Source organism: Pseudoalteromonas luteoviolacea NCIMB 1944, assembly GCF_001625565.1.
Classification (GTDB): Bacteria; Pseudomonadota; Gammaproteobacteria; order Enterobacterales; family Alteromonadaceae; genus Pseudoalteromonas; species Pseudoalteromonas luteoviolacea_F.
Genome location: NZ_AUXS01000032.1, coordinates 53465 through 74066, shown reverse-complemented (window position 1 = coordinate 74066; position 20602 = coordinate 53465). Strand labels below are relative to the sequence as shown.

General features: G+C 42.4%; 18 protein-coding genes. 5 read left to right on the top strand and 13 right to left on the bottom strand.

The genetic code is table 11. The features are described 5' to 3' along the window. Positions 1 to 27 precede the first annotated feature (27 nt). Positions 28 to 1929: a beta-ketoacyl synthase gene (locus N483_RS11775; RefSeq protein ID WP_023401652.1), complete on the top strand. Its 1902-nt coding sequence runs from the start codon at positions 28 to 30 to the stop codon at positions 1927 to 1929. 65 nt (positions 1930 to 1994) lie between these two features. On the opposite strand, the gene fghA is transcribed toward N483_RS11775, so the two are convergent. Beyond that, positions 1995 to 2837, bottom strand: a complete 843-nt coding sequence (gene fghA, locus N483_RS11770) for an S-formylglutathione hydrolase (RefSeq protein ID WP_023401653.1) — start codon at positions 2835 to 2837, stop codon at positions 1995 to 1997. Between the two features lie 81 nt (positions 2838 to 2918). Next, positions 2919 to 4040, bottom strand: a complete 1122-nt coding sequence (locus tag N483_RS11765; protein ID WP_023401654.1) for an S-(hydroxymethyl)glutathione dehydrogenase/class III alcohol dehydrogenase — start codon at positions 4038 to 4040, stop codon at positions 2919 to 2921. 98 nt (positions 4041 to 4138) lie between these two features. Here N483_RS11765 and N483_RS11760 point away from each other — a divergent pair, with 98 nt between their 5' ends. Beyond that, positions 4139 to 5014: a LysR family transcriptional regulator gene (locus N483_RS11760; protein ID WP_023401655.1), complete on the top strand. Its 876-nt coding sequence runs from the start codon at positions 4139 to 4141 to the stop codon at positions 5012 to 5014. Here N483_RS11760 and N483_RS11755 read toward each other — a convergent pair. Further along, complete coding sequence (locus N483_RS11755; RefSeq protein ID WP_023401656.1) at positions 5011 to 6675, bottom strand: SulP family inorganic anion transporter; 1665 nt, start codon at positions 6673 to 6675, stop codon at positions 5011 to 5013. The two genes, N483_RS11760 and N483_RS11755, sit on opposite strands and share 4 nt — an antisense overlap. 156 nt (positions 6676 to 6831) lie before the next feature. On the opposite strand from N483_RS11755, the gene N483_RS11750 reads away from it, so the two are divergent. From N483_RS11750 to N483_RS11740, 3 genes are read left to right on the top strand one after another with little or no spacing between them, the layout of a single operon-like run. Next, positions 6832 to 8034 carry a lipoprotein-releasing ABC transporter permease subunit gene (locus N483_RS11750; RefSeq protein WP_023401657.1) on the top strand — a complete coding sequence of 401 codons (1203 nt, stop codon included), beginning with the start codon at positions 6832 to 6834 and terminating at the stop codon, positions 8032 to 8034. Next, positions 8027 to 8734 carry a lipoprotein-releasing ABC transporter ATP-binding protein LolD gene (gene lolD, locus N483_RS11745; RefSeq protein WP_023401658.1) on the top strand — a complete coding sequence of 236 codons (708 nt, stop codon included), beginning with the start codon at positions 8027 to 8029 and terminating at the stop codon, positions 8732 to 8734. Before N483_RS11750 ends, lolD begins: the two co-directional genes overlap by 8 nt. Further along, on the top strand, positions 8727 to 9956 hold the full coding sequence (locus N483_RS11740; protein ID WP_023401659.1) for a lipoprotein-releasing ABC transporter permease subunit: 1230 nt from the start codon (positions 8727 to 8729) through the stop codon (positions 9954 to 9956). Before lolD ends, N483_RS11740 begins: the two co-directional genes overlap by 8 nt. A 17-nt stretch (positions 9957 to 9973) precedes the next feature. On the opposite strand, the gene N483_RS11735 is transcribed toward N483_RS11740, so the two are convergent. The 10 genes from N483_RS11735 to N483_RS11690 are packed head-to-tail and all read right to left on the bottom strand — an operon-like array spanning position 9974 to position 20542. Further along, positions 9974 to 11599, bottom strand: coding sequence for a bifunctional diguanylate cyclase/phosphodiesterase (locus N483_RS11735; RefSeq protein ID WP_023401660.1), 1626 nt, complete (start codon positions 11597 to 11599; stop codon positions 9974 to 9976). A gap of 2 nt (positions 11600 to 11601) precedes the next feature. Continuing rightward, positions 11602 to 12675, bottom strand: a complete 1074-nt coding sequence (locus tag N483_RS11730; RefSeq protein ID WP_023401661.1) for a protein-glutamate methylesterase/protein-glutamine glutaminase — start codon at positions 12673 to 12675, stop codon at positions 11602 to 11604. After that, a complete protein-coding gene (locus N483_RS11725; RefSeq protein WP_023401662.1) occupies positions 12672 to 13475 on the bottom strand; it encodes a CheR family methyltransferase in 804 nt (267 codons plus the stop codon). Before N483_RS11725 ends, N483_RS11730 begins: the two co-directional genes overlap by 4 nt. Before the next feature lie 9 nt (positions 13476 to 13484). Next, on the bottom strand, positions 13485 to 14030 hold the full coding sequence (locus N483_RS11720) for a chemotaxis protein CheW (protein ID WP_023401663.1): 546 nt from the start codon (positions 14028 to 14030) through the stop codon (positions 13485 to 13487). Further along, on the bottom strand, positions 14023 to 14613 hold the full coding sequence (locus tag N483_RS11715; protein ID WP_023401664.1) for a chemotaxis protein CheW: 591 nt from the start codon (positions 14611 to 14613) through the stop codon (positions 14023 to 14025). The genes N483_RS11720 and N483_RS11715 overlap by 8 nt, the downstream gene beginning before the upstream one ends. A gap of 5 nt (positions 14614 to 14618) precedes the next feature. Further along, positions 14619 to 16601: a methyl-accepting chemotaxis protein gene (locus N483_RS11710; protein WP_023401665.1), complete on the bottom strand. Its 1983-nt coding sequence runs from the start codon at positions 16599 to 16601 to the stop codon at positions 14619 to 14621. A gap of 19 nt (positions 16602 to 16620) precedes the next feature. Beyond that, positions 16621 to 18735, bottom strand: coding sequence for a chemotaxis protein CheA (locus N483_RS11705; protein WP_023401666.1), 2115 nt, complete (start codon positions 18733 to 18735; stop codon positions 16621 to 16623). A gap of 9 nt (positions 18736 to 18744) precedes the next feature. Further along, the gene (locus tag N483_RS11700) at positions 18745 to 19020 is read right to left on the bottom strand and encodes an STAS domain-containing protein (protein WP_023401667.1); all 276 of its coding nucleotides are present in this window, start codon (positions 19018 to 19020) and stop codon (positions 18745 to 18747) included. Between the two features lie 9 nt (positions 19021 to 19029). After that, a complete protein-coding gene (locus N483_RS11695) occupies positions 19030 to 19398 on the bottom strand; it encodes a response regulator (protein WP_023401668.1) in 369 nt (122 codons plus the stop codon). 7 nt (positions 19399 to 19405) lie between these two features. Further along, a complete protein-coding gene (locus tag N483_RS11690; protein ID WP_023401669.1) occupies positions 19406 to 20542 on the bottom strand; it encodes a methyl-accepting chemotaxis protein in 1137 nt (378 codons plus the stop codon). Between the last annotated feature and the right edge of the window lie 60 nt (positions 20543 to 20602).

The window sequence follows — 20602 nt, the reverse complement described above, 5'->3', positions numbered from 1 at the left end:
CAACAAATATGTATTAAAGAGTTAAGTATGACAGCATTACCTATTATTGTCGGTATGGGTGGTATTAATGCCGCAGGTAGAACATCTTTTCACCAAGCGTATCGCAGAATTGTGCTAGATAAATTAGATAATGACGCAAGAGCAGATACTTTTTTAGGTCTGGCGACTTTGATGAACTTAGTGTCAGTGGAAGGAGACAGTCTTGTCACCCACAATGGCGATGTCATCAGTAAGTCAGAAGTTGAAGCCAAAGTTGGTGAGCAAGTAATAGCTGGTACTTTAATTCGAAGAATAGAAAAGAACCACTTTGATGTAGACGCAACGCATTGGCAGCAGAAGCTAACGATTACGGCTAATACAGAGCAGGGGATCCGCTTTACCTGTCGTAAAAAAGACTTGCCTACACCTGTGCCAAGTAGCTGGTTGGTCGAAGAGGTAGATGCAAAAACGGTTAACGTCCACGTTCCTGAGCAATTAGAAGTTAAACACGACAGCTTCAGAGACAACCCAATTAAAGCTGCTGGCCAGTTACCTACAGGCTTTGAACCTGCAAAGATGTACAACAGCCGTTACCAACCACGTGGATTACAAGCCACGATATTTGCCGCAACTGATGCGATAAAATCAACAGGCCTTGATTGGGACAGTGTTATGTCTCGTGTTAAGCCTGATGAAATAGGCACTTACTCAGCGTCCGTTGCGGGACAGATGGATAATGAAGGTCTTGGCGGGCTGGTAAGAAGTCGACTGAAAGGTGAGCGTGTAAGTACTAAGCAGTTGGCATTAGGATTAAATACTATGTCAACTGACTTTATCAATGCGTATGTAACAGGAAGCGTAGGTACAACATTCTCGACAGCAGGGGCGTGTGCCACTTTCCTTTACAATTTACGCGCGGCTGTTAATGACATTCAAACAGGCCGTACACGTGTAGCGGTTGTGGCCAGTGTTGAATGTGCGCTTACACCAGAAGTGATTGAAGGCTTTGGTAATATGGGCGCGCTTGCAAATGAAGAAGGTTTGAAAAAGCTGGACAATACAGAGCAAGTTGATCATCGCAGAACGAGTCGCCCATTTGGTGAAAACTGTGGTTTCACTATTGGTGAAGGTGCACAGGTTGCAATTTTGATGGATGACAAACTTGCCTTAGAACTCGGTGCTGAAGTAATGGGTTCAGTCGTAGATGTTTTTGTAAATGCTGATGGCGTCAAAAAGTCAATTACAGCGCCAGGGCCAGGTAATTATATTACGATGGCAAAATCTGTGGCATTAGCACAGGAAATTGCAGGTGAAGAATCGCTAAAAGAGCGTAGCTTTATCTTGGCTCATGGTTCAAGTACTCCGCAAAATCGCGTTACAGAGTCAGCTATTTACCATAAAGTCGCAGAGGCATTTTCGATTAATGGCTGGAAGCTTGCGGCTCCAAAAGCCTATGTTGGGCATACAATTGCGCCGGCATCAGGTGACCAGTTAGCAATGGCTTTGGGGGTATTTAGCCATAATATTATGCCGGGTATTACGACAATTGATAAAGTTGCGGACGATGTCCATGATGAGCATTTAGACATACGTAATTACCACTATGATTGTGGCGACATGGACATTGCGTTCATCAACTCCAAAGGCTTTGGTGGAAACAATGCTACAGCAACCGTGTTTTCGCCAAAAGTAACGCATAGTTTACTGGCAAAGCGTCATGGCGAAGATGCAATAAATGTGTATCAGCAAAAACTAGCGCAAACTTCTGAGAATCAGCAAGCATATAAAGAAGCCGCAGATTTAGGTAAATATGAGCTGATTTATCGCTTTGGTAACGGCATGGTGGATGAATCACAACTGACCTTAGACCAAAACGAGCTGCGCATTCCTGGTTTTGAAGAAGCGATTAAGCTAACTGGTAATAATCAGTATGCTGATATCAGCAAATAGAATTAATGTTAAGCAACAAAGGCGCTAGGGAATAGCGCCTTTTTTTGTGCGTTGAGTACTGGTGATCAACGCAAGTGTTTGGCATGAAACTCAATGTGTTGTTCGATAAATGAACTGATGAAAAAGTAGCTGTGGTCGTAGCCACCGTGCAACTGATACTCAATGTCATAGCCGATATTTTTAGCTGCGTTGAGCAGTGCCTCAGGTTTTAGCTGGTCTACTAAAAAAGTATCATCAGCGCCTTGGTCAATTTTGATTGGGACTTGTCTAGATATGGTATTTTGTCTCAATAACGCTGTTGCATCGTATTGTGCCCAAGTGGCTTCATCATCTCCCAAATAACCTCTAAATGCTTTGACACCCCAAGGACAATCGATTGGGTTTGAAATGGGAGCAAATGCCGAGATACTCTCGTACTGGAGACTATTTCTAAGGCCGATGGTCAATGCACCATGACCGCCCATAGAGTGACCACTGATTGCTTTTTTAGTGCTGACAAAGAAGTTTGATTCAATGAGTTTTGGCAGCTCATTTGTCACATAGTCATACATGTTGTAATGCGTTGAGTAAGGTGCCTGTGTCGCATTTAAATAGAAACCTGCGCCTAGCCCAAAGTCGTAACTACCATTTTCATCGTCAACAACGTCTTCACCACGAGGGCTAGTATCCGGCGCGACAATAACAAGCCCATGTTCGCTGGCATATTTGAATACACCGGCTTTTTGCATAAAGTTTTCATCAGTGCATGTCAGCCCTGAAAGCCAATATAAAACGGGGAGCTTAGTGTCGTTACTTACTGACTTTGGTAAGAAAATAGCAAAGGTCATCTCGCAATTGTTAGTGGAGCTCTGATGCTTGAAGCGTTTATGCACGCCGCCAAACACTTTGTTTTCGCTGATTAATTCCATATATTTTACGCTATTTAGAGATAAATAAAGATTCGAGTGGAAATCTGCGGCAAGTGGTAGACTTGCCGCGCGAAATCACAATTAGTAATGAATGACCGAGCGAATGCTCTTACCTTCGTGCATCAGATCGAAAGCTTCGTTAATTTCATCTAATGCCATCGTGTGGGTAATAAAGTCATTTAGCTTAAATTCACCATCCATGTAACGCTCTACAATTTCAGGTAGCTCTGAGCGACCTTTTACACCGCCAAAAGCAGAACCACGCCAGACTCGACCTGTAACAAGTTGGAATGGACGTGTTGAGATCTCTTGACCCGCACCTGCAACGCCAATGATCACCGATTCGCCCCAGCCTTTATGGCAACACTCAAGAGCACTGCGCATTACATTGACATTACCGATACACTCAAAAGAAAAGTCGACACCACCATCTGTCATTTCTACAATGACTTCTTGAATTGGTTTGTCATAGTCGTTCGGGTTGATTAAATCAGTCGCGCCAAGCTTGGTTGCTAAATCGAATTTGTCGGTGTTTATATCGATCCCGATAATACGGCTGGCTCCGGCCATGGTTGCGCCAATGATCGCAGATAAACCAATGCCGCCTAAGCCGAATATGGCAACCGTATCGCCTTTTTGAACTTTAGCAGTATTTAGTACCGCACCCATACCAGTTGTCACACCACAACCTAATAAGCAGATCTCTTCTAGCGGTGCTTCTTTATTTACTTTAGCTAATGAAATTTCTGGTAAAACCGTGTATTCAGAGAAAGTAGATGTCCCCATGTAATGATAAATAGGTTCACCATCTTTGTAGAATCTAGTCGTGCCGTCTGGCATTAAACCTTTACCTTGGGTTTCTCGGATTTTCTGACAAAGGTTGGTTTTACCTGAAGTACAGAATTTACATTCACCGCATTCTGGCGTGTAAAGTGGTATCACATGGTCGCCGATTTCAACACCGGTAACGCCTTCCCCAACGGCTTCAACAATACCTGCACCTTCATGGCCTAAAATTGCTGGGAAAACACCCTCTGGATCTTCACCTGAAAGGGTGAAGGCATCGGTATGGCATACACCGGTCGCAGTAATTTTCACCAGCACTTCGCCAGCTTTGGGCATCATGACGTCCACTTCCTCAATACTGAGTGGTTTTCCTGGTCCCCAAGCAATGGCGGCTTTGGATTTAATGAATTGTGTCATGTTCTTGTTTTCCTGTTTTATAGAGAGGCTTAAGTATAACCTTTATTATAAATTTGATAATCTCGAAAATAATAAAAGACTTTTACGGATATGTAATAATGGATAGATGGGTAGGTATAGATGAATTTGTCGCCGTTGCTGTATGCGGATCATTCACAGGAGCTGCAGAGCAATTAGATACATCTGTTGCGCAAGTAAGTCGTAGAGTAAAAGCACTTGAAAGTACTTTGGGCTACCAGTTGTTGAATCGCACAACGCGAAAGTTATCACTGACAACGGAAGGAAATGTCTTTCTGTCACATGCCAAGCATCTGCAACATGTCTTAGATGATGCAACTTCAGCCCTTAGACAGAGAGACAGTCAACCTGCTGGAAAAATTAAAATGACAGCGCCCGTGATGTATGGCGAGCAGTATATTATGCCTTTGGTAAATCAATTTATGTCTTTATATCCAAATATTCAAATTGATATGGAACTCAATAACAATCAGCTTGATTTAATTGAGCAAGGCTTTGATTTTGCGATACGCTTGGGCAATTTGAAAGACTCATCAATGAGAGCCCGGTTACTGACGCATAGACAAACTCTAGTTTGTGGTGCTCCGGCGTATATAGATAACAATAAACCAATCAAAAGCATTACTGATTTAGATAACCACGCTTGTTTGGTAGGACAGTCGAGTGTCTGGCGCTTTGTTGATGAAGGTAAAGAGCGCCAGGTAAGCGTCAAGGGGCGGTTGCGTTGTAACAGTGGCTGGGCGCTTGTCGATGCAGCCAAGCAAGGCTTGGGCTTGGCACAGCTTCCCCATTATTACTTAAGTGAAGAAATTGAAAAGGGTGAGTTGGTGGAAGTATTGAACACTTTTAGGCCTGAGGCGGAAGGGGTCTGGGCAGTGTATCCACCCAGACGTTACTTGCCTACCTCGGTCAGAGAGCTGCTTGAGTTTTTAGCAGAAGGCTTAATGTCAGACTAGTTGTCATTTCCTAGTGACATTGCTTCTAATGCCTTATTTAAAGCAGCTTCACGGCTGTGACAAAATGCATCCTTACCAAGTTTTTCGCGAATATTGATCTTATTCAGCTTTTCGCTGGTCTCTTGGTTAGGAGAATAGATGAATACTTGAACATTAGCATCAATTGCATCTGTGATGGCATTTTCTATGGCCAAACTTACTGTTACATCAAGCATAGCTACATCACTTAAATCCAAAACCATGGTTTTGTATTCACTAATATATCTGTGCTGGCGTGCAATTGCCTTTGACACACTGAAAATCATTGGCCCAGACAAATAGAAAAATAATAGCTGGCCTTGTGCTTGCTCTAGTAGCGCCTTTTCATGGCTATTGAGCGGCACATCTTCATCTGTATCACTGTCGCTGATGGCTTTGACATGCTGCTCTTGAACACGGCTCAATCGTTCGATAACCATGATATTAGAGATGAAAACACCTAAACCCACAGCGACGATCAAATCGACAAATACAGTCAATAACATAACGCCATACATGATAACCATTTGGCTAAGGCTTAGTTTATGCGCACGTTGGATGAAACTCCAATCCAGAATATTGTAGCCAACATATACTGCAATGCCTGCAAGTACAGCCATCGGGATGGGTTCAGTCAAACCGCCTGCGACAAATACCACAGCCATCAAAATCAGGGCACGAATGATGCCAGCCAGTGGCGAGCGAGCTCCAACTTGAATATTGACCACAGTTCCCATAGTCGCGCCGGCACCTGGTAATGCGCCAAACAAGCCAGAGATCATATTTGCAATACCTTGACCTCGTAACTCTTTATCAGAGTCGTGTTCTGTTCGCGTCAAACTGTCGCCGATAACCGCAGTTAAAAGCGTATCTATACAACCTAACGTACCAAGTACAAGAGCATCAATAACCATGGAGGTAAACTGCTCGGTGGTGAAGGTTGGCCATACGATAGAAGGTAAACCACTTGGAATTTCGCCTATGCGGCTAATGCTATCTTTATCAAATAGCAGTATAGATACTAGAGTCACTGCAACAAGTGCGACCAATTGTGCAGGGACATATTGGCGGTACTTTTGTGGCAGATAAAACAAGATCCCTAATGTAAGGATCCCTAAAAATAACTCAGCAAAATGCAGGTCTAATATGAGTTCAGGTAAGGCACTGAGAGTACCCAAAACACCACCGGCTGGCGCCTGATGGCCCAATAGAGGAGCTAACTGCAATATAATGAGTATGACACCAATACCAGACATAAATCCGGATATCACACTATATGGCATCAAGGTAACATATTTACCTAACTTTAAAGTTCCGAGCAATATTTGAAATGCCCCGGCCATCATAACAACGGTAAATCCCATTGCTAATCCGTTTTCGGGATACTGTGCCATCATGGTGGTCAAAACTGCGGTCATAATAACCGTCATCGGACCTGTAGGCTCAGAAATCAAAGAGGTAGAACCACCAAATAAGGCAGCAAAAAGACCGACGAGAATAGCGCCCCACATTCCAGCTTCTGCACCGGCACCAGAAGCAACCCCGAAGGCGAGGGCTAGGGGAAGAGAAATAATCGCAGTGGTCACACCACCGAACAAATCCCCCTTAAAATTCATATGCTTAAATCTGTCTAGGGATAACATAGAACTTCCATACCGCAAGATTTCACGCATTTTACACCAAATTGAGACATTAAGTAGCGGATAATTAAAAATTTTTTACACAACTAGGTGTGACCAGTAGATCTTATCTGTGTTAGCATTACCAAATTAGAAGAAATTAAATAATTAAATTTTAATATGTTTCAATCGGTTAGCCTATTTGTTGGGCTTAGATATAGTCGCTCATCCAAGGGAAATGCATTTGTTTCATTCATCTCTTTTTTCTCTATAGCGGGAATTGCCCTTGGATTAATGTCTTTGATAACTGTTAATTCGGTTATGAACGGCTTCGAACAAAGCCTAAAAAATGCCATGTTAGATCTCATTCCGCACATACAGTTATCGGCAAAAGAACATAACCAGCCAGCTACAAAGTTGGATGCACTTGCATCGCTTTCAGGTGTTAAACGTGTCTCTCCTTATGTGACTTCGGATGTGATTTTACAGACCAATAAAGAGCTGGTCGGTGTGCGGCTGCAAGGCTCGTTTGATGGTTACCCAACCGCGATAAGCCCTCACATTGAATCAGGCAGTGTGAAGTCGCTTCATGATGCTAGGTATCAGCTTGCGTTAAGTCGTTTTTTGGCAAATAAGCTGGACGTTAGGCTCGGCAGTAAAGTGCGGGTTATTTTTCCTGATATTACGAGTTACACTCCTCTTGGCCGAGTCCCCAAGCAAAGACTATTTACAGTGGCAGCCATATACAATTCACGTAGTGAGGCCGATACGAGTTTAGCCTTTGCTGATGGCAATAGCTTAATGAAGATGCTGAAGAAAAAGCCTGGAGAATACGATGTGAGTTTGACCCTAAATGATGCATTTTCTGTGTCAGATTTTAAAGCTGATCATCAGGCATTATTGTCTCAGTTTAGCTACCAAGATTGGCAAGTCCAACAAGGAGCATTATTTGCAGCCGTCGCCATGGAAAAACGTGTCATGTCTTTACTATTGGCATTGATCGTCATTGTCGCGGTATTCAACATCGTTTCTGCGTTATCCATGATGGTAAGTGAAAAGCAAGGGGAAGTGGCGATTTTGCAAACGCTTGGGTTTACACCTAGTAAAATTGCTCAAGTCTTTATGATCCAGGGTTTATACAATGGTGTTGTTGGCACTTTGATAGGTTCGATTTTAGGACTGTTACTTGCTGCGAACATCAATGAAGTTCTGAATTTGATTGGTCTATCCCTGTTAGGGGGAATGGCTCTTCCTGTTAAGTTTGATACTGTGAGTTTGTCCTTTATTATTTTCACCAGTTTATTATTAAGTTTTTTAGCAACGCTTTACCCTGCGAAAAAAGCAGCCAAAGTGATGCCTGCAGAGGTTTTAAGATATGAATGATCCAGTGATCCAATGCCAAGCGCTCAACAAGTCCTATCAAGAAGCTGGCAATCAAGTGTCAGTTCTAAAAGGGGTCAATTTATCTTTGCAGCAAGGCGAAACGCTTTCGATTGTGGGTAGTTCAGGTTCAGGCAAAAGCACGCTGCTACATATACTGGGCACATTGGATGCAGCGACAGATGGCACGCTAAAAATTAAAGGTGTAGATGTTCAGTCTCTTTCGCGTGCAAAACAAGCTGATTTTCGTAATCGTCATATGGGGTTTATATACCAATTTCATCATTTGTTAATGGACTTCAGCGCACTAGAAAATGTGGCTATGCCACTTTTGATCGCGGGTAAATCAAAGCAAGAAGCAAAAAATGAAGCTGTAAAAATGCTTGAAAAAGTGGGGCTTGGGCACAGAGCTGAACATCGGCCATCTGAGCTTTCTGGCGGAGAAAGACAGCGTGTTGCAATAGCAAGAGCGCTCGTAACCAAGCCATCATTGGTGCTTGCAGATGAACCGACTGGTAACTTAGACAAACATAATGCCCTTAAAATTTACGAGTTACTGAATGAACTCAATAAGGAATTCGATACCAGCTTTGTCATTGTTACTCATGATTTAGAGCTGGCTGAAAAGTTAGGACGTGTCGTTCAGCTGGATGACGGTGTGCTGGTTGATTACCAAAAAGCAGATAGGAGTGTGCATGCTTAGTCTGTTTTTGAGCAAACGGCTGCGAGAGTCCAAGCATCAAAGCGGCTTTATTGGCTTTCTCAGTAAAGCTTCAACAATAGGTGTGTTTCTTGGTGTTACTGTACTGATAGTAGCTCTGTCCGTTATAAATGGGTTTGAGCAGCAGCTCAAAGAAAGATTACTTTCTGTTGTACCACATGTGAGTTATCAAGCGCCTTATGATCCAATTACGGATTGGCCGAGTAAAGTGGAGCTGCTTGAAGCGCAACCTGGTGTGGTCGCTGCAACGGCGGAAATAAATTTAACCGGTATGGTACAGTTCAAAGGCCAATTAAAAGCAGCTCAGTTAAAAGGAATTGACCCTAGTCGGCATGTCAAAGTTTCAAGCATCCACGAATACATTCAACCATTAAACTTAAAAGACCTTGCAGCTGATGAAATTGTCTTAGGGCAAGGGATTGCAGCTCATTTAGATGTAAACCTAGGGGATAAGGTCACTGTACTGATCGCAAATCAGCATGCAAAAAATGCGCTTGCCGCCCCTAAACGTGTGTCTTTTAACGTCGCGGGTCTGATTGCAATGGGCGGGGAAGTAGATAAAAATTTGGCTCTGGTTAACATTGCGAAGATTCAACAGGCGCTTTCATTGGAACCAATGGTTGTTACGGGCTTGCGACTAACTGTTGATGATGTCTTCAATGCGCACCAAATTGCAATGGACGCAGGCAGAATTTTACCGGACTTGGTTTATGTACAAAGTTGGTTTAGAACACAAGGTAGTTTATATCAAGACATTCAAATGGTGCGAACCATTGTCTATCTTGTTGTTTTTCTGATTATTGCAGTAGCCAGTTTTAATATTATTTCGTCAATGGTTATGGAAGTTAAAGAAAAACAAGCTGACATTGCCATATTAAAAACGATGGGCACAAGAGACAAAACAATTTTTATGACCTTTGCAGTACAAGGGCTAAGTTATGCATTAGTGGGCGCATTTTTTGGGTTAATTGTCGGCACCGTGATTGCGCTTAACGTGTCAGATTTATTTGCTCTTTGGACCTCAATAGACGGGAGTAACCCATTGCAAGGGGTTTACTTTATTGAGTTCTTACCGAGTAAATTGGAATTTGCGGATATCATAATTGTACTCTTGGCGACGGTCGTAATTTCGGTTATTTCGAGTGTATATCCCGCATGGCAGGCTACTAAGGTGCAGCCTGCACGTGTGCTTGGCGGTGGGTAATTGAGGCAACGCGACAGTTAGCTCTCAAAGTGTAAGTAACTCGACTTGTCTTCAAGTACATATTCGATAAAGGCGTCTATTGGAAGGGGTTTACTATAATAGTATCCCTGAACATATTGGACGCCTTTGGCTTTTGCGTAAATCATTTGCTCCATGTCCTCTACACCTTCTGCAACGAGGGGTTTATCTAGGTTTTTTGCCAAAGATACAATTGAGTTAAAGACGGATTGCAATTTTCCATCTTTGACCACATTGGTCACAAACGAGCGGTCAATTTTGATTTCATCAAAGTGAAGCTTACACAAGTAACTCAGGCTAGAAAACCCAGTTCCAAAGTCGTCAATAGAAATAAGTAACCCTTTACTCTGTAAGGATATGAGGACTTCGTTTACATAAGAAAAGTTATCGATCAGGGCTGATTCGGTAAGTTCTAATTTGATGCAGCGCGGATCTATGTTGTACTCTGATAAAGCGGTAAGCAATTTACTTTCAAAGTTGACATCTAATATCTCTACGACACTGATATTGATAGCAAACATGTAATTTTTGGGATCAATGCCTTCTCGTCTGAGCTTGTCTTTGGCTTCCTTTATTTGTGAAAGTGTAAACATGGTAAGCTTATTGATATCACCTGTGCTTTCCACAATAGGAATAAACTCAACTGGTGAGACAGGTTGGCCGTCAAGTGTCCACCTCATCAAGCATTCGGCGCCAATTAAACATTCCGTTTTGGTATCGTGCAAAGGCTGCAACACAACATTAAAAGCATTTTTTGATTTTTCGTTATGCAAAGCATCTCTTAGCGCAGTCTCTATTTTATTTTGCCGTTCGATTTGCCGAGCTAACCCTTCTTGAAATTCAACTAATCTCAGCTTTTCCGATAAGACGTCAAAAGTTGCCATTTCAGCTTTGTTGAGGCTTAATTCATGGTCGTCTTTACTTGTCTCTTTGTAATACCCCAAAGCGACATTGCTATAAAAGCTACTGTCATTAAATTCAAATGGCTCATTTAGGTGGTTATATAAGGCTTCGATATTGAGGGAAGAGGAGTTGGGAACAAATACACAAAAACAATCGGACGAGTGTTTAGAAAATACACCTTGTTCATATTCCCCTTGGAAGCGTGACAATACTTCCATAAATACAAGATTTGCGACACCAATGTTCCAAACCTCAGAGATCCTTTGATAGTTGCAAATGCGAATACAGCACATTACACCAGCGGTATCTAACTCTTGTACTTTTGCTACAAAAGCTTCTCTGTATAAGAGGCCAGTGTGCGGGTCGCGAATTGCCAGTTGTTTATTAAGTCGCCGAATCGCAACCAGCTCTTCTATTAAATCGACTTTGACAAAAGTGAGAGAGTTTTTTCTGGTATAGCTAAACCGAACCCAGTGCACATTGCTGTTGTCTACACTCACTCCGAGTTCTAGCTGGTCAAAACAGGTTTCAAATAATACGTCTTGGCTTTTTAAATCATTAAAGTCTTCGTCGAAAAATTTTAAGGTAGGGCTGTCAACAATATTGTCACCTACTTTTAGTGCGATTAAATTGCTAGCTTTGTCTGAGATGCCTGTAATTGTACCGTCTTGCTCGTAAGCAACGTAGATGATATTTAGCAGTTCTAAAAGGCTTTTTTGCATAGCTAGCACCTTAACACTTTTAAAATTTGATACGGGATATTGCTTAGTGAAAAGACTTTATCAACGGCGCCTCGCGCGATGGCTTCTTTTGGCATACCAAACACAACACAACTCGCCTCACTTTCGGCAAAATTTATTGCGCCGGCACTTTTCATGTCTAGCATGCCTGATGCACCATCATCGCCCATACCTGTTAGTATTACGCCAATTGCGTTTCGCCCGACTGACTGTGCGACTGATCTGAACAACACATCCACTGAAGGCCTATGCCTACTTACCAAGGGACCATCTCGTACTTCTAAATAGTAGTCGCTACCTTGACGTTTTACCAACATATGCTTACCTCCGGGCGCTATGTATACGTGACCTGCTTTTAATCTCATGGCATTTTCACCTTCAACGACAGTATGGCGAGTAACCGTGTTGAGCCGTTGTGCAAACGCATGGGTGAACTTGCTAGGCATATGCTGAACTATGACAATTGGGGGAGTATTGGGTGGCAAAAGAGACAAAAACCCCGTGAGGGCCTCAGTGCCTCCAGTTGATGCGCCAACCGCAATGACTTTGTCTGGTGTTATTGGTGGTTTAAGCTCATTTGGTGCTGTAGGCGGCAGCATTTCGTCGACGGTGTGATTATGGCGTACTGATTCTTCAGCTAAGTAACGCAGCGGTTTGACTTTCGCCTTACCCGCCGCTTTGATCGCATCAATGATTTGCGTGATACCTTGATTATTAAGGAAATCTGACAGGCCTTGACTTGGTTTGGCGATAACATCGACAGCACCAGAGGCAAGTGCTTCCATCGCGGTTTCAGTGTGTTTTTGCGTGAGTGCCGAGCACATGATAATAGGGGTCGGCTTTTCTTGCATGATTTTTTTTAAGAAAGTGATGCCATCCATTTTTGGCATCTCAACATCGAGCAAAATGACGTCTGGCCAATTCATTTTCATTTTTCGCTCAGCTAATATCGGGTCAGGTGCTGAACCAATAAGTTTTAATTCTCTATCATGCTGTATGATTTCGCCAACGAGTTGCCGCATTACCGCAGAATCGTCAACGATGAATACGCTGATCATAACCTAACCTTTTTATAGATACAGGGTTGAATTAATTCCAGTCCTGGGCGCTTTTTTCTCAATGACTCCGAATGCCCTAAAAACAAAAGACCACCATGATTAAGCCGATGCACAATATTATCAATAATTGCTTTTTGTTTAATTTCGTCAAAATAAATTAAGACGTTGCGTAAAAAGATAATATCAAAAGAGTAGTCTACCTTTCGTAAGTGCAGCAAATTGTCTACATCGAACGTACAGTGGCTTTTAATTGCCTTATTGAGCGTAAACGTTCCCTCATTTGGTCCTATGCCCTTTAAACAATAGGCTTTTCGATATTTTTTAGGAATTTTTTGTGCGGTTGAAATAGCAAAACACGCTTCTTTGGCCATTTCTACAGAAGTTGGAGAAATGTCAGTGCCTGTTACAGACCAGCGTCCATTGTAGAATAAGTCATCTAACACCATGGCTATTGAGTATGCTTCTTCCCCGGTCGAAGAGGCTGCACTCCAAGCTCTGATAGGCACGTTGCGACTACGCCTGTTTCTATAGTATTCATACATAAACTCGAATTGAGACTGTTCACGAAAGAAGTAAGTTTCGTGAGTGGTCAGCTTGTCGATAAATATATCAAGTTCTTTGTGTCCGTTAGGACTGGTAATTAGCTGGTAGTACTGGTTATGTGTGGTGCATTTTGTCGCTCTAAGCCGGGAGCTCAAGCGGCTAGCCATTATATCGGCCTTTGCATTGTTCAACCGAATACCCGTGTGTTCATCGAGCACTCTGTTCAATTGATTGAACTCCAGCTGGCTGATGGTCATGTACTAGAGTTACCTTTGGCAGTAATTGATAAAGAACTGCTCTTGTTCATGTTTTAACGTAGAGTTGATTTCATTCACATTGAGCACTTTTGCAATGTCCAATAATGTGGTCAACTTGTTATTAATCTTTGCCATTTTCCACTCAAAGTGGCGAGGGATGTTAGAACCAAAGGAAGGGGAGGACTCGAGCTTGTTCAGGTCAATAAACTCGATAGACACGACACTGTTCACTAACATGCCAAGCGTCATTGACTCCTCCAATGATTGATCAAAGAAGTCGTACAAGACGATACAGCTATATTTGTCATAAGGGGTTACTGATTTTAGACCGAGGCGGCTTTGTAGGTCTAACACGGGTATCACGCTGCCACGGACATTGATCACGCCGCGAATTACATCAGAACACATTGGGACCATGGTTGTTTCAACCAATTCAATGACTTCTTTTACAGAGTCGATAGGGATCCCAAAGTGATCATGGCCTACCTTGACAAACAAGTATCTCAGTTCACCTTTTTGTTGAATATGGGGCAGTTCTTGATGGCCATCACTCATGGTTTACCTCATTTGGTGCTTCTTCATCTAAGTTTTCTTGTGTTTCTATATTGTCTTCGGATTCTAGGGATGTTTCGTTGAGATCTGCGTTATTGAGGTCCTCAATGAGTTTTAGCTCATCTAACGTGAGAATTTTAGATATGTCTAAGATTGTCATTAGCTTATCGGGCAACTTGGCCAATCCAAGTACAAATCGACTGTGAAACTGACCACCAATACTTGGCACTGCATCGATGTCTGCACCGGAAATATCGAGCACTTTGGTGACCATATCCACTTTCAAGCCAATTGTAATTTCCTGATTATTGAACAGACATTCGGCAATAATTATGCAGGTTCGATTGGTGATTTCTTGAGATTGTTTACCAAGGCGCAAGGAGAGATCAAAAACTGGAATAACCTCTCCGCGTAAGTTAATCGCGCCAATAATAAACTCGGGTGCCATGGGGATCGGATCAACTTCAATATATTCCATGATCTCCTTGACCAAAGAGATGTTGATGGAATAAGAGGCATGGTTGAGCTCAAACGCCAAATACTTATCTTTGTCGACTAAACTACTTTGACTAGTATGATCTGTCATAACATTTACTCATCAAACGGTGTATAGCCTTCTTCTGGCATTGAACTTGATGACTTTGCTTCTTGTACAGAACGTCTCAACTTCATCATTTGCCTATCGTTACTGAGTTTGAAGTAGTTCACTGTAGAGCGAATATCACTGGTTTGGTCTTGCACCATTTTGGCGGTTGAAGCTAGTTCTTCCGATGCTGACGCATTTTGCTGCGCAATTTCATCTAATTGCGAGACAGTTCGGTTGATTTCAGCAACACTCGTGCTTTGCTCTGTTGACGCTGCGGTGATCTCTTGTACCAAATCTGCGGTTTTACCAATATTGGGCACCATTCTGTCAAGCATTCCTCCTGCATGTTGCGCTATTTTCACGCTGTTATCTGCCAGTGTACTGATATCTTGTGCAGCCACTTGTGAGCGTTCTGCAAGCTTTCTGACTTCATCAGCTACCACAGCAAACCCTTTACCATGTTCCCCAGCTCTTGCCGCTTCAATTGCGGCGTTGAGTGCAAGTAAATTAGTTTTGTAGGCGATGTCTTCGATTATTCCTATCTTTTCAGCAATTTGCGTCATAGCTTTAACGGTATCTTTTACAGCGCGGCCACCATCGTTTGCTTCGCTACTTGATTGCTTGGCAATGTCATTGGTTACCTTAGAATTTTCTGTATTCATAGAGATAGAGGAGCTCATTTGCTCTAAGGATGCGGAGGTTTCCTCTACGCTTGCTGCGAGTTGGTTCGACGTAGAGCTGAGCATTCGAGATGTTGTTCCCACTTCGTTAGTGCTGTGGGCAATAGATTCAACAGATTCTTGAATGTCTAGCAGGATATTTTGCAGACGCTCAATAAAGCCATTGAAGCTGCGTGCAGTTTCTCCTATTTCATCATTGCCAAAATCAGGAATGCGCCTTGTTAGATCTCCTTCACCTGATCGCAAGTCTTCTGCTGCTTCAGCGAGTGCGTTAATGGGGATAACGATACCCCGGATCAGAAACGCAGCTGTGGCTGTAGCCAGCACAATGGCCACAACTAATAGAGCCCAGACTAATGATATACTTTCTCGAGCTGCGGTGACTAAAGCGTTGAGAGATTCATCACCTTCTTGAATGGCTTCATTTGATATCTCTTCCAAGAGGTCTTCGATTTTGTTGAATACCTCATGTTCTAGACGGTCAACATCCTTAGATGCCTTGATTTTATTGCGCGGATCATACATGGCAAAAATCTCTTTACCACCATTGTATAGCTCGAGGTACATCCGCTCGACCTCACTCAGTGCTTTTATTTCTGGCGGTTTTCTCTCAAGGGGCTTGATATCAGCTAAAAACCCAGAGAATGTTCTAGCATCTTTTTCAAATGCTGAGTCTGCACCTAATGCACCGCGCATATAAGCATTTAGGGAGCTCATCATATCGCCTTGTTCATCAATTAACTCTAGGTAATAGCGAACGCCAGGTAGGTCATCGTTCACCACTTCATTGAAATCACCGCTGCTGCCTGCATCGGCGACTTCCTCTTCTTTCAATGTATCTAGAAGTTGCTCAAGCGGGATAGCAAACTCTTTGTTTAAGTAGTCGTATTTATCAATCGCCTTTGCTTCTAACAATGGGTCGAAGCGGTCAAAAATCAACTCTTGATTTTCATTGGCGTAGCGGGTTACTAATTCTTCCAGTTGTCTCAATAGAGAATTATTCACCGTCCCAAGTTGTTTCAAATCTTCTAAGTAACGAATAAACTCATTGTAATTCGAGCGAAAATCCTCGCTCTCGTCAGACTCCCCGGCAATATACTCCAGTACATTACTGTTCATATCCCCAAGCTCATCCAACATGTTTAATGCGTAGATTGTTTCAGGTATATCCACTTTACCGACGTCTACCGCAAACTCTTCAATTTCTCCGTTTTTAAGCTGAACAGACATTGCTATGACTAATAACAATACCCCCATGGTAAACATCGCAAGAATAATCTTGTTGCGAATTGTAAAGTTCTTAAACATGTTAGCTCTCCGGGATTACCTAATGCTTTTTCTCTAACGCCTCATAAACTGAAATTGCAGACTTAATTAGTGCGGAAACGTCTAAAATAATGGCGACATTTCCGCTACCTAAAATGGTCGCACCGCTAATACATTTGAGTCCTTCGAACAACCTTCCTAGTGGTTTTACAACTGTTTGGAACTCGCCCTTAAGCGAGTCTACTACCAAACCAGCACGCAGCGTGCCGAACTGAACAATGACCAGAGATTCTCTGGTATGATCTATTTGCTCTTCTATGCCAAATAAGGTTCTTAACCGTATAAATGGCAGTACTTCGGTTCTTAAATTGATATAACTTTTATCCTGAATATCTTGCTCAGATACAACTTCATGAAGTTCTAAACACTCGACAACGGTATCCAATGGAATGACATAGTTTTCTTTATGAACCTCGAACATAAAGCCATCGATAATAGACAAAGTAAGAGGTAAGCGAATTAAAATGGTCGACCCCTGTCCCGGTGTGCTTTCAACTTCAACACTGCCTCGCAAGCTGTCGATATTTCGCTTTACGACATCCATGCCCACACCGCGTCCAGAAATATTGGTGATAGACTCTGCAGTGGAAAATCCAGGCTCAAAAATCAACAAGTTGACATCTTTTTCTTGCAAGGTTTGATTTGCAGAGATTAGGCCTCTGTCGACTGCTCGTTTTAAAATCTTTTCTTGATCTAACCCTTTACCATCGTCACTTACTTCAATCACTATTGAACCTGAGTCATGGTAGGCTTTAAGTGTTAGCTGTCCTTGCTCAGGTTTACCTTGTGCGCGTCGGGTATCAGGGTCTTCTATCCCGTGATCTATGGCATTCCTTACAATATGCATCAGTGGATCGCTGACTTTTTCGACAAACGTTTTATCCAGCTCGGTTTCTGCACCGACAATGGTTAACTCCACTTGCTTACCAAGCTCGTCTGCAATATCTCGTACAACGCGTTTAAACTTATTGAACGTTTCTCCAATTTGCACCATTCTGAGCTTTAACGAGCTGTCTCTTATGTTTTCGACAAGTCGTTCAAGCAGTGCCATTGCTTCTATTAAGGTTTCGTTGCCAGTTTCATGAGCAAGTAGGTTAGTTCTAGCGCCAGTTATGACCATCTCTCCAACTTGATCTATGAGCCTGTCGAGTTTTAGTGCTTCAACCCGAAGTGTTTTGCTTTTATGGAGCTTTGATGTATTTACCGCTGGTGCAGCTCCGGACTGAGCAGTGGATTGTTCTGGTGGAGGTGCTTTTTCTTTTTGATTGAGCAACTGCATTATGTCAGCGAAAGCTGGGTCTGCCTCTTTGAGAGAATGAGTTACAAAGTCTATGTCTTGATATTTCTGAATACTGGCTTTGAGGATTTCAGCGTCGCCTTTAGGTGGTAAAATGGCGATATATGCTTCACTGTGAATAAATTCAAAAACGTCAATGATGTCATTTTCCGTTTTGTCTGTATTGAATGATATTATAAACGACAAGTAATTAGACTCAGGATCAAATTGTTGTGGTCCAAACATCGAGTCAAACCAAGTACTGACTTTGAGATCATCTGTTTCTGAATTCAAATAGTGAATGAACGAGTAGGGGTCTAATCCATTCCTGAGCACATTCTCATTAGGTACAAAAAACAGTATCCAGCGCTCGTTATCAAGTTGGTTTCCCGAGGTGGTTTTTTTCAACACCTCACCTTGGGCATCATCGACATCTGTATCAATATACTTAGAGAAACAAGAAACTAAGTGATTTACTTTATTAAGTAAATCTTGGTCAGGTTCCGTCTCTGCTGCGGCGAGTGTGATGAGTGTTTCTGTTGCATCTCTAGTTTCTAGATAAAGTGAGATTAAGTCCTTGCCCAATTGCAGTTCACCATTTCTGGCACTTTCCAATAACGTTTCTGCGATATGGGTCAGTGTTACGACATGCACAAAATCAAAAATGCCCGCGCTGCCCTTGATTGTATGAATAGCTCTGAACAGCGCGTTGATAATTTCGCTCGCATGCTCATCAGAGGTCTCAGACTCCAAGTCTAAAAGGCCATTCTCCATCTCTTGCAACAGTTCTTTTGATTCCGTTACAAAGGTTGCTATGGCCGAAGACAAATCAATAGACATGACTACCCCTTAGTCATTTGGGGGCGTGGACATGCCAACACCCAGTTTTTGACAGCGCGCTTCGATGATGTCATTGGTAGAGATTGTATCAATTTTTAAACCAATCTTTTGGCTATGATAAACAACCCAAATAATGAGTTGCAGGCCTGCTGAATCGACTTCCGTGGTCTCACTGAAGTCAAAAGAAACGCTGTCTTTTTCTGAAATATATGACTTTATTTCATTGAACGTTTGTTGAACTTCGTAAATTGTCAGCTCTGTTGGAAATTTAAAACACTCAGACATACCTATTCTCTACATCATTAAAAGTTTCGATACTGCTTGCAACATTTGTGCTGGCTTAAAGGGTTTGACCATCCAAGCTTTGGCACCTGCTTTTTTCCCTTCTTCCATCATACTTTGCTGGTTTTCTGTAGTGAGCATAATGACAGGCGTAAACTTGTATTGTGGTAATTGCTTAGCTTGCTTTACAAATTCGATGCCGTTCATATTGGGCATGTTCACATCGCTGATTATCAAGTGTATTTTATTGCCATTTAGCTTAGTTAAAGCGTCTTTACCATCTCTGGCTTCGATAACATTAAATCCCGCCCCTGTTAGGGCAATGTTTACAACTTGTCTGAGAGAATCAGAATCGTCTACAACTAGAATGGTTTTACTCATAACGTCCTCATAAGAAAGTTAAATCATCAACAGTGTCGTCGTCACGACCTTTGGACAAGATGCTGCGTTGCTCATTAGTCGCGGCAGTTTTTTTCAATTCATTACTGATCCTCTGATGATTAAATTTGGCTGTTTGGCACTCTCTGCGACTCAAAATAAATTGGTCTATTTCTTCAATCATGATGTTTAAAGCGATTGTGACGCTGTCTTGGATCTGATCGACTCGGTCTTGAAACTGTAAATCAACAAGGATCTGTGAGATTTTTTCTCGAATTTCTAAGTTTGACGCATGTAATTCAGCGGCATGAGATTCGACGTGTTGCGATAGATCCAGCCATTCGTCAACAACGGTATTTATCTCAGTCCGATACTTTTCGGTCAGTACTTGCTTTTTCTCTAGTTCTGAGTTCATTAAATCCATTGAAGAGCGCATTGCATTAGCAATACTCTCTATAAGCTGACCAATACGTACACCAGTCTCACCACTTGAATTAGCCAAGGAGCGAACTTCATCTGCGACCACAGCGAAGCCTCTACCATTTTCACCAGCACGCGCCGCCTCAATTGATGCATTTAGCGCAAGTAAGTTGGTTTGCTCGGCAATTTTTGACACATCTATTGACATGGTTTGAAGTTCATTGCTTTTGTCGACTAGATCCTTAATGGTCGTAGTCATTTGTGCCTGTGAGTCGTTGGTTTGTTCAATATAGGCGAGTACGCCATTTAACTTGTCTCGGCTAGACTCTGAAACGTCTTGCAAACTAGCCCCACTATCATTGGCTGTTCTATCTAGCGTCGCTGATATATTGCCAACGAGATTAGAAAACTCTCCCGACATGTTTACAACTGAGCCTTTTGTCTGCTCTCTGGCGCTTGTAACTTGGGCTATCAATTGAGGAATGATGACACTGCTGAGCTGCTCTAAACAAGCAAGGTCTTCTTGTTGCTCTTGCATTATGTTTTCGTGGGGTAGGGGAGGTTCCTCTTGCTGTTCGGCTTGCTGTTGTGCGAGTGCCAACTTTTGCATAAACAAACTTGCAGCAGACAAACCCGCCATTAGCACTGAAATAGCTACTGAGTCAATAAATATTAAACCAATAACGAGTACCAATATTGGCACTATGTAAGATACAAACAAAAACATGTTACTTAATCTTCAGTTGGATTAATTTTAGCCTAGTAAAGTATGATTATTGTGCAAATT

Excerpts from the sequence above, each read along its gene's own strand:
- N483_RS11690 (WP_023401669.1), bottom strand. The coding sequence starts at position 20,542 with ATGTTTTTGTTTGTATCTTACATAGTGCCAATATTGGTACTCGTTATT.
- N483_RS11755 (WP_023401656.1), bottom strand. The coding sequence starts at position 6,675 with ATGTTATCCCTAGACAGATTTAAGCATATGAATTTTAAGGGGGATTTG.
- N483_RS11705 (WP_023401666.1), bottom strand. The coding sequence starts at position 18,735 with ATGTCTATTGATTTGTCTTCGGCCATAGCAACCTTTGTAACGGAATCA.
- N483_RS11740 (WP_023401659.1), top strand. The coding sequence starts at position 8,727 with ATGCTTAGTCTGTTTTTGAGCAAACGGCTGCGAGAGTCCAAGCATCAA.
- N483_RS11720 (WP_023401663.1), bottom strand. The coding sequence starts at position 14,030 with ATGAGTGATGGCCATCAAGAACTGCCCCATATTCAACAAAAAGGTGAA.
- N483_RS11695 (WP_023401668.1), bottom strand. The coding sequence starts at position 19,398 with ATGAGTAAAACCATTCTAGTTGTAGACGATTCTGATTCTCTCAGACAA.
- N483_RS11700 (WP_023401667.1), bottom strand. The coding sequence starts at position 19,020 with ATGTCTGAGTGTTTTAAATTTCCAACAGAGCTGACAATTTACGAAGTT.
- fghA (WP_023401653.1), bottom strand. The coding sequence starts at position 2,837 with ATGGAATTAATCAGCGAAAACAAAGTGTTTGGCGGCGTGCATAAACGC.
- N483_RS11725 (WP_023401662.1), bottom strand. The coding sequence starts at position 13,475 with ATGACCATCAGCCAGCTGGAGTTCAATCAATTGAACAGAGTGCTCGAT.
- N483_RS11710 (WP_023401665.1), bottom strand. The coding sequence starts at position 16,601 with ATGTTTAAGAACTTTACAATTCGCAACAAGATTATTCTTGCGATGTTT.
- N483_RS11735 (WP_023401660.1), bottom strand. The coding sequence starts at position 11,599 with ATGCAAAAAAGCCTTTTAGAACTGCTAAATATCATCTACGTTGCTTAC.
- N483_RS11730 (WP_023401661.1), bottom strand. The coding sequence starts at position 12,675 with ATGATCAGCGTATTCATCGTTGACGATTCTGCGGTAATGCGGCAACTC.
- N483_RS11750 (WP_023401657.1), top strand. The coding sequence starts at position 6,832 with ATGTTTCAATCGGTTAGCCTATTTGTTGGGCTTAGATATAGTCGCTCA.
- lolD (WP_023401658.1), top strand. The coding sequence starts at position 8,027 with ATGAATGATCCAGTGATCCAATGCCAAGCGCTCAACAAGTCCTATCAA.
- N483_RS11715 (WP_023401664.1), bottom strand. The coding sequence starts at position 14,613 with ATGACAGATCATACTAGTCAAAGTAGTTTAGTCGACAAAGATAAGTAT.
- N483_RS11760 (WP_023401655.1), top strand. The coding sequence starts at position 4,139 with ATGGATAGATGGGTAGGTATAGATGAATTTGTCGCCGTTGCTGTATGC.
- N483_RS11765 (WP_023401654.1), bottom strand. The coding sequence starts at position 4,040 with ATGACACAATTCATTAAATCCAAAGCCGCCATTGCTTGGGGACCAGGA.
- N483_RS11775 (WP_023401652.1), top strand. The coding sequence starts at position 28 with ATGACAGCATTACCTATTATTGTCGGTATGGGTGGTATTAATGCCGCA.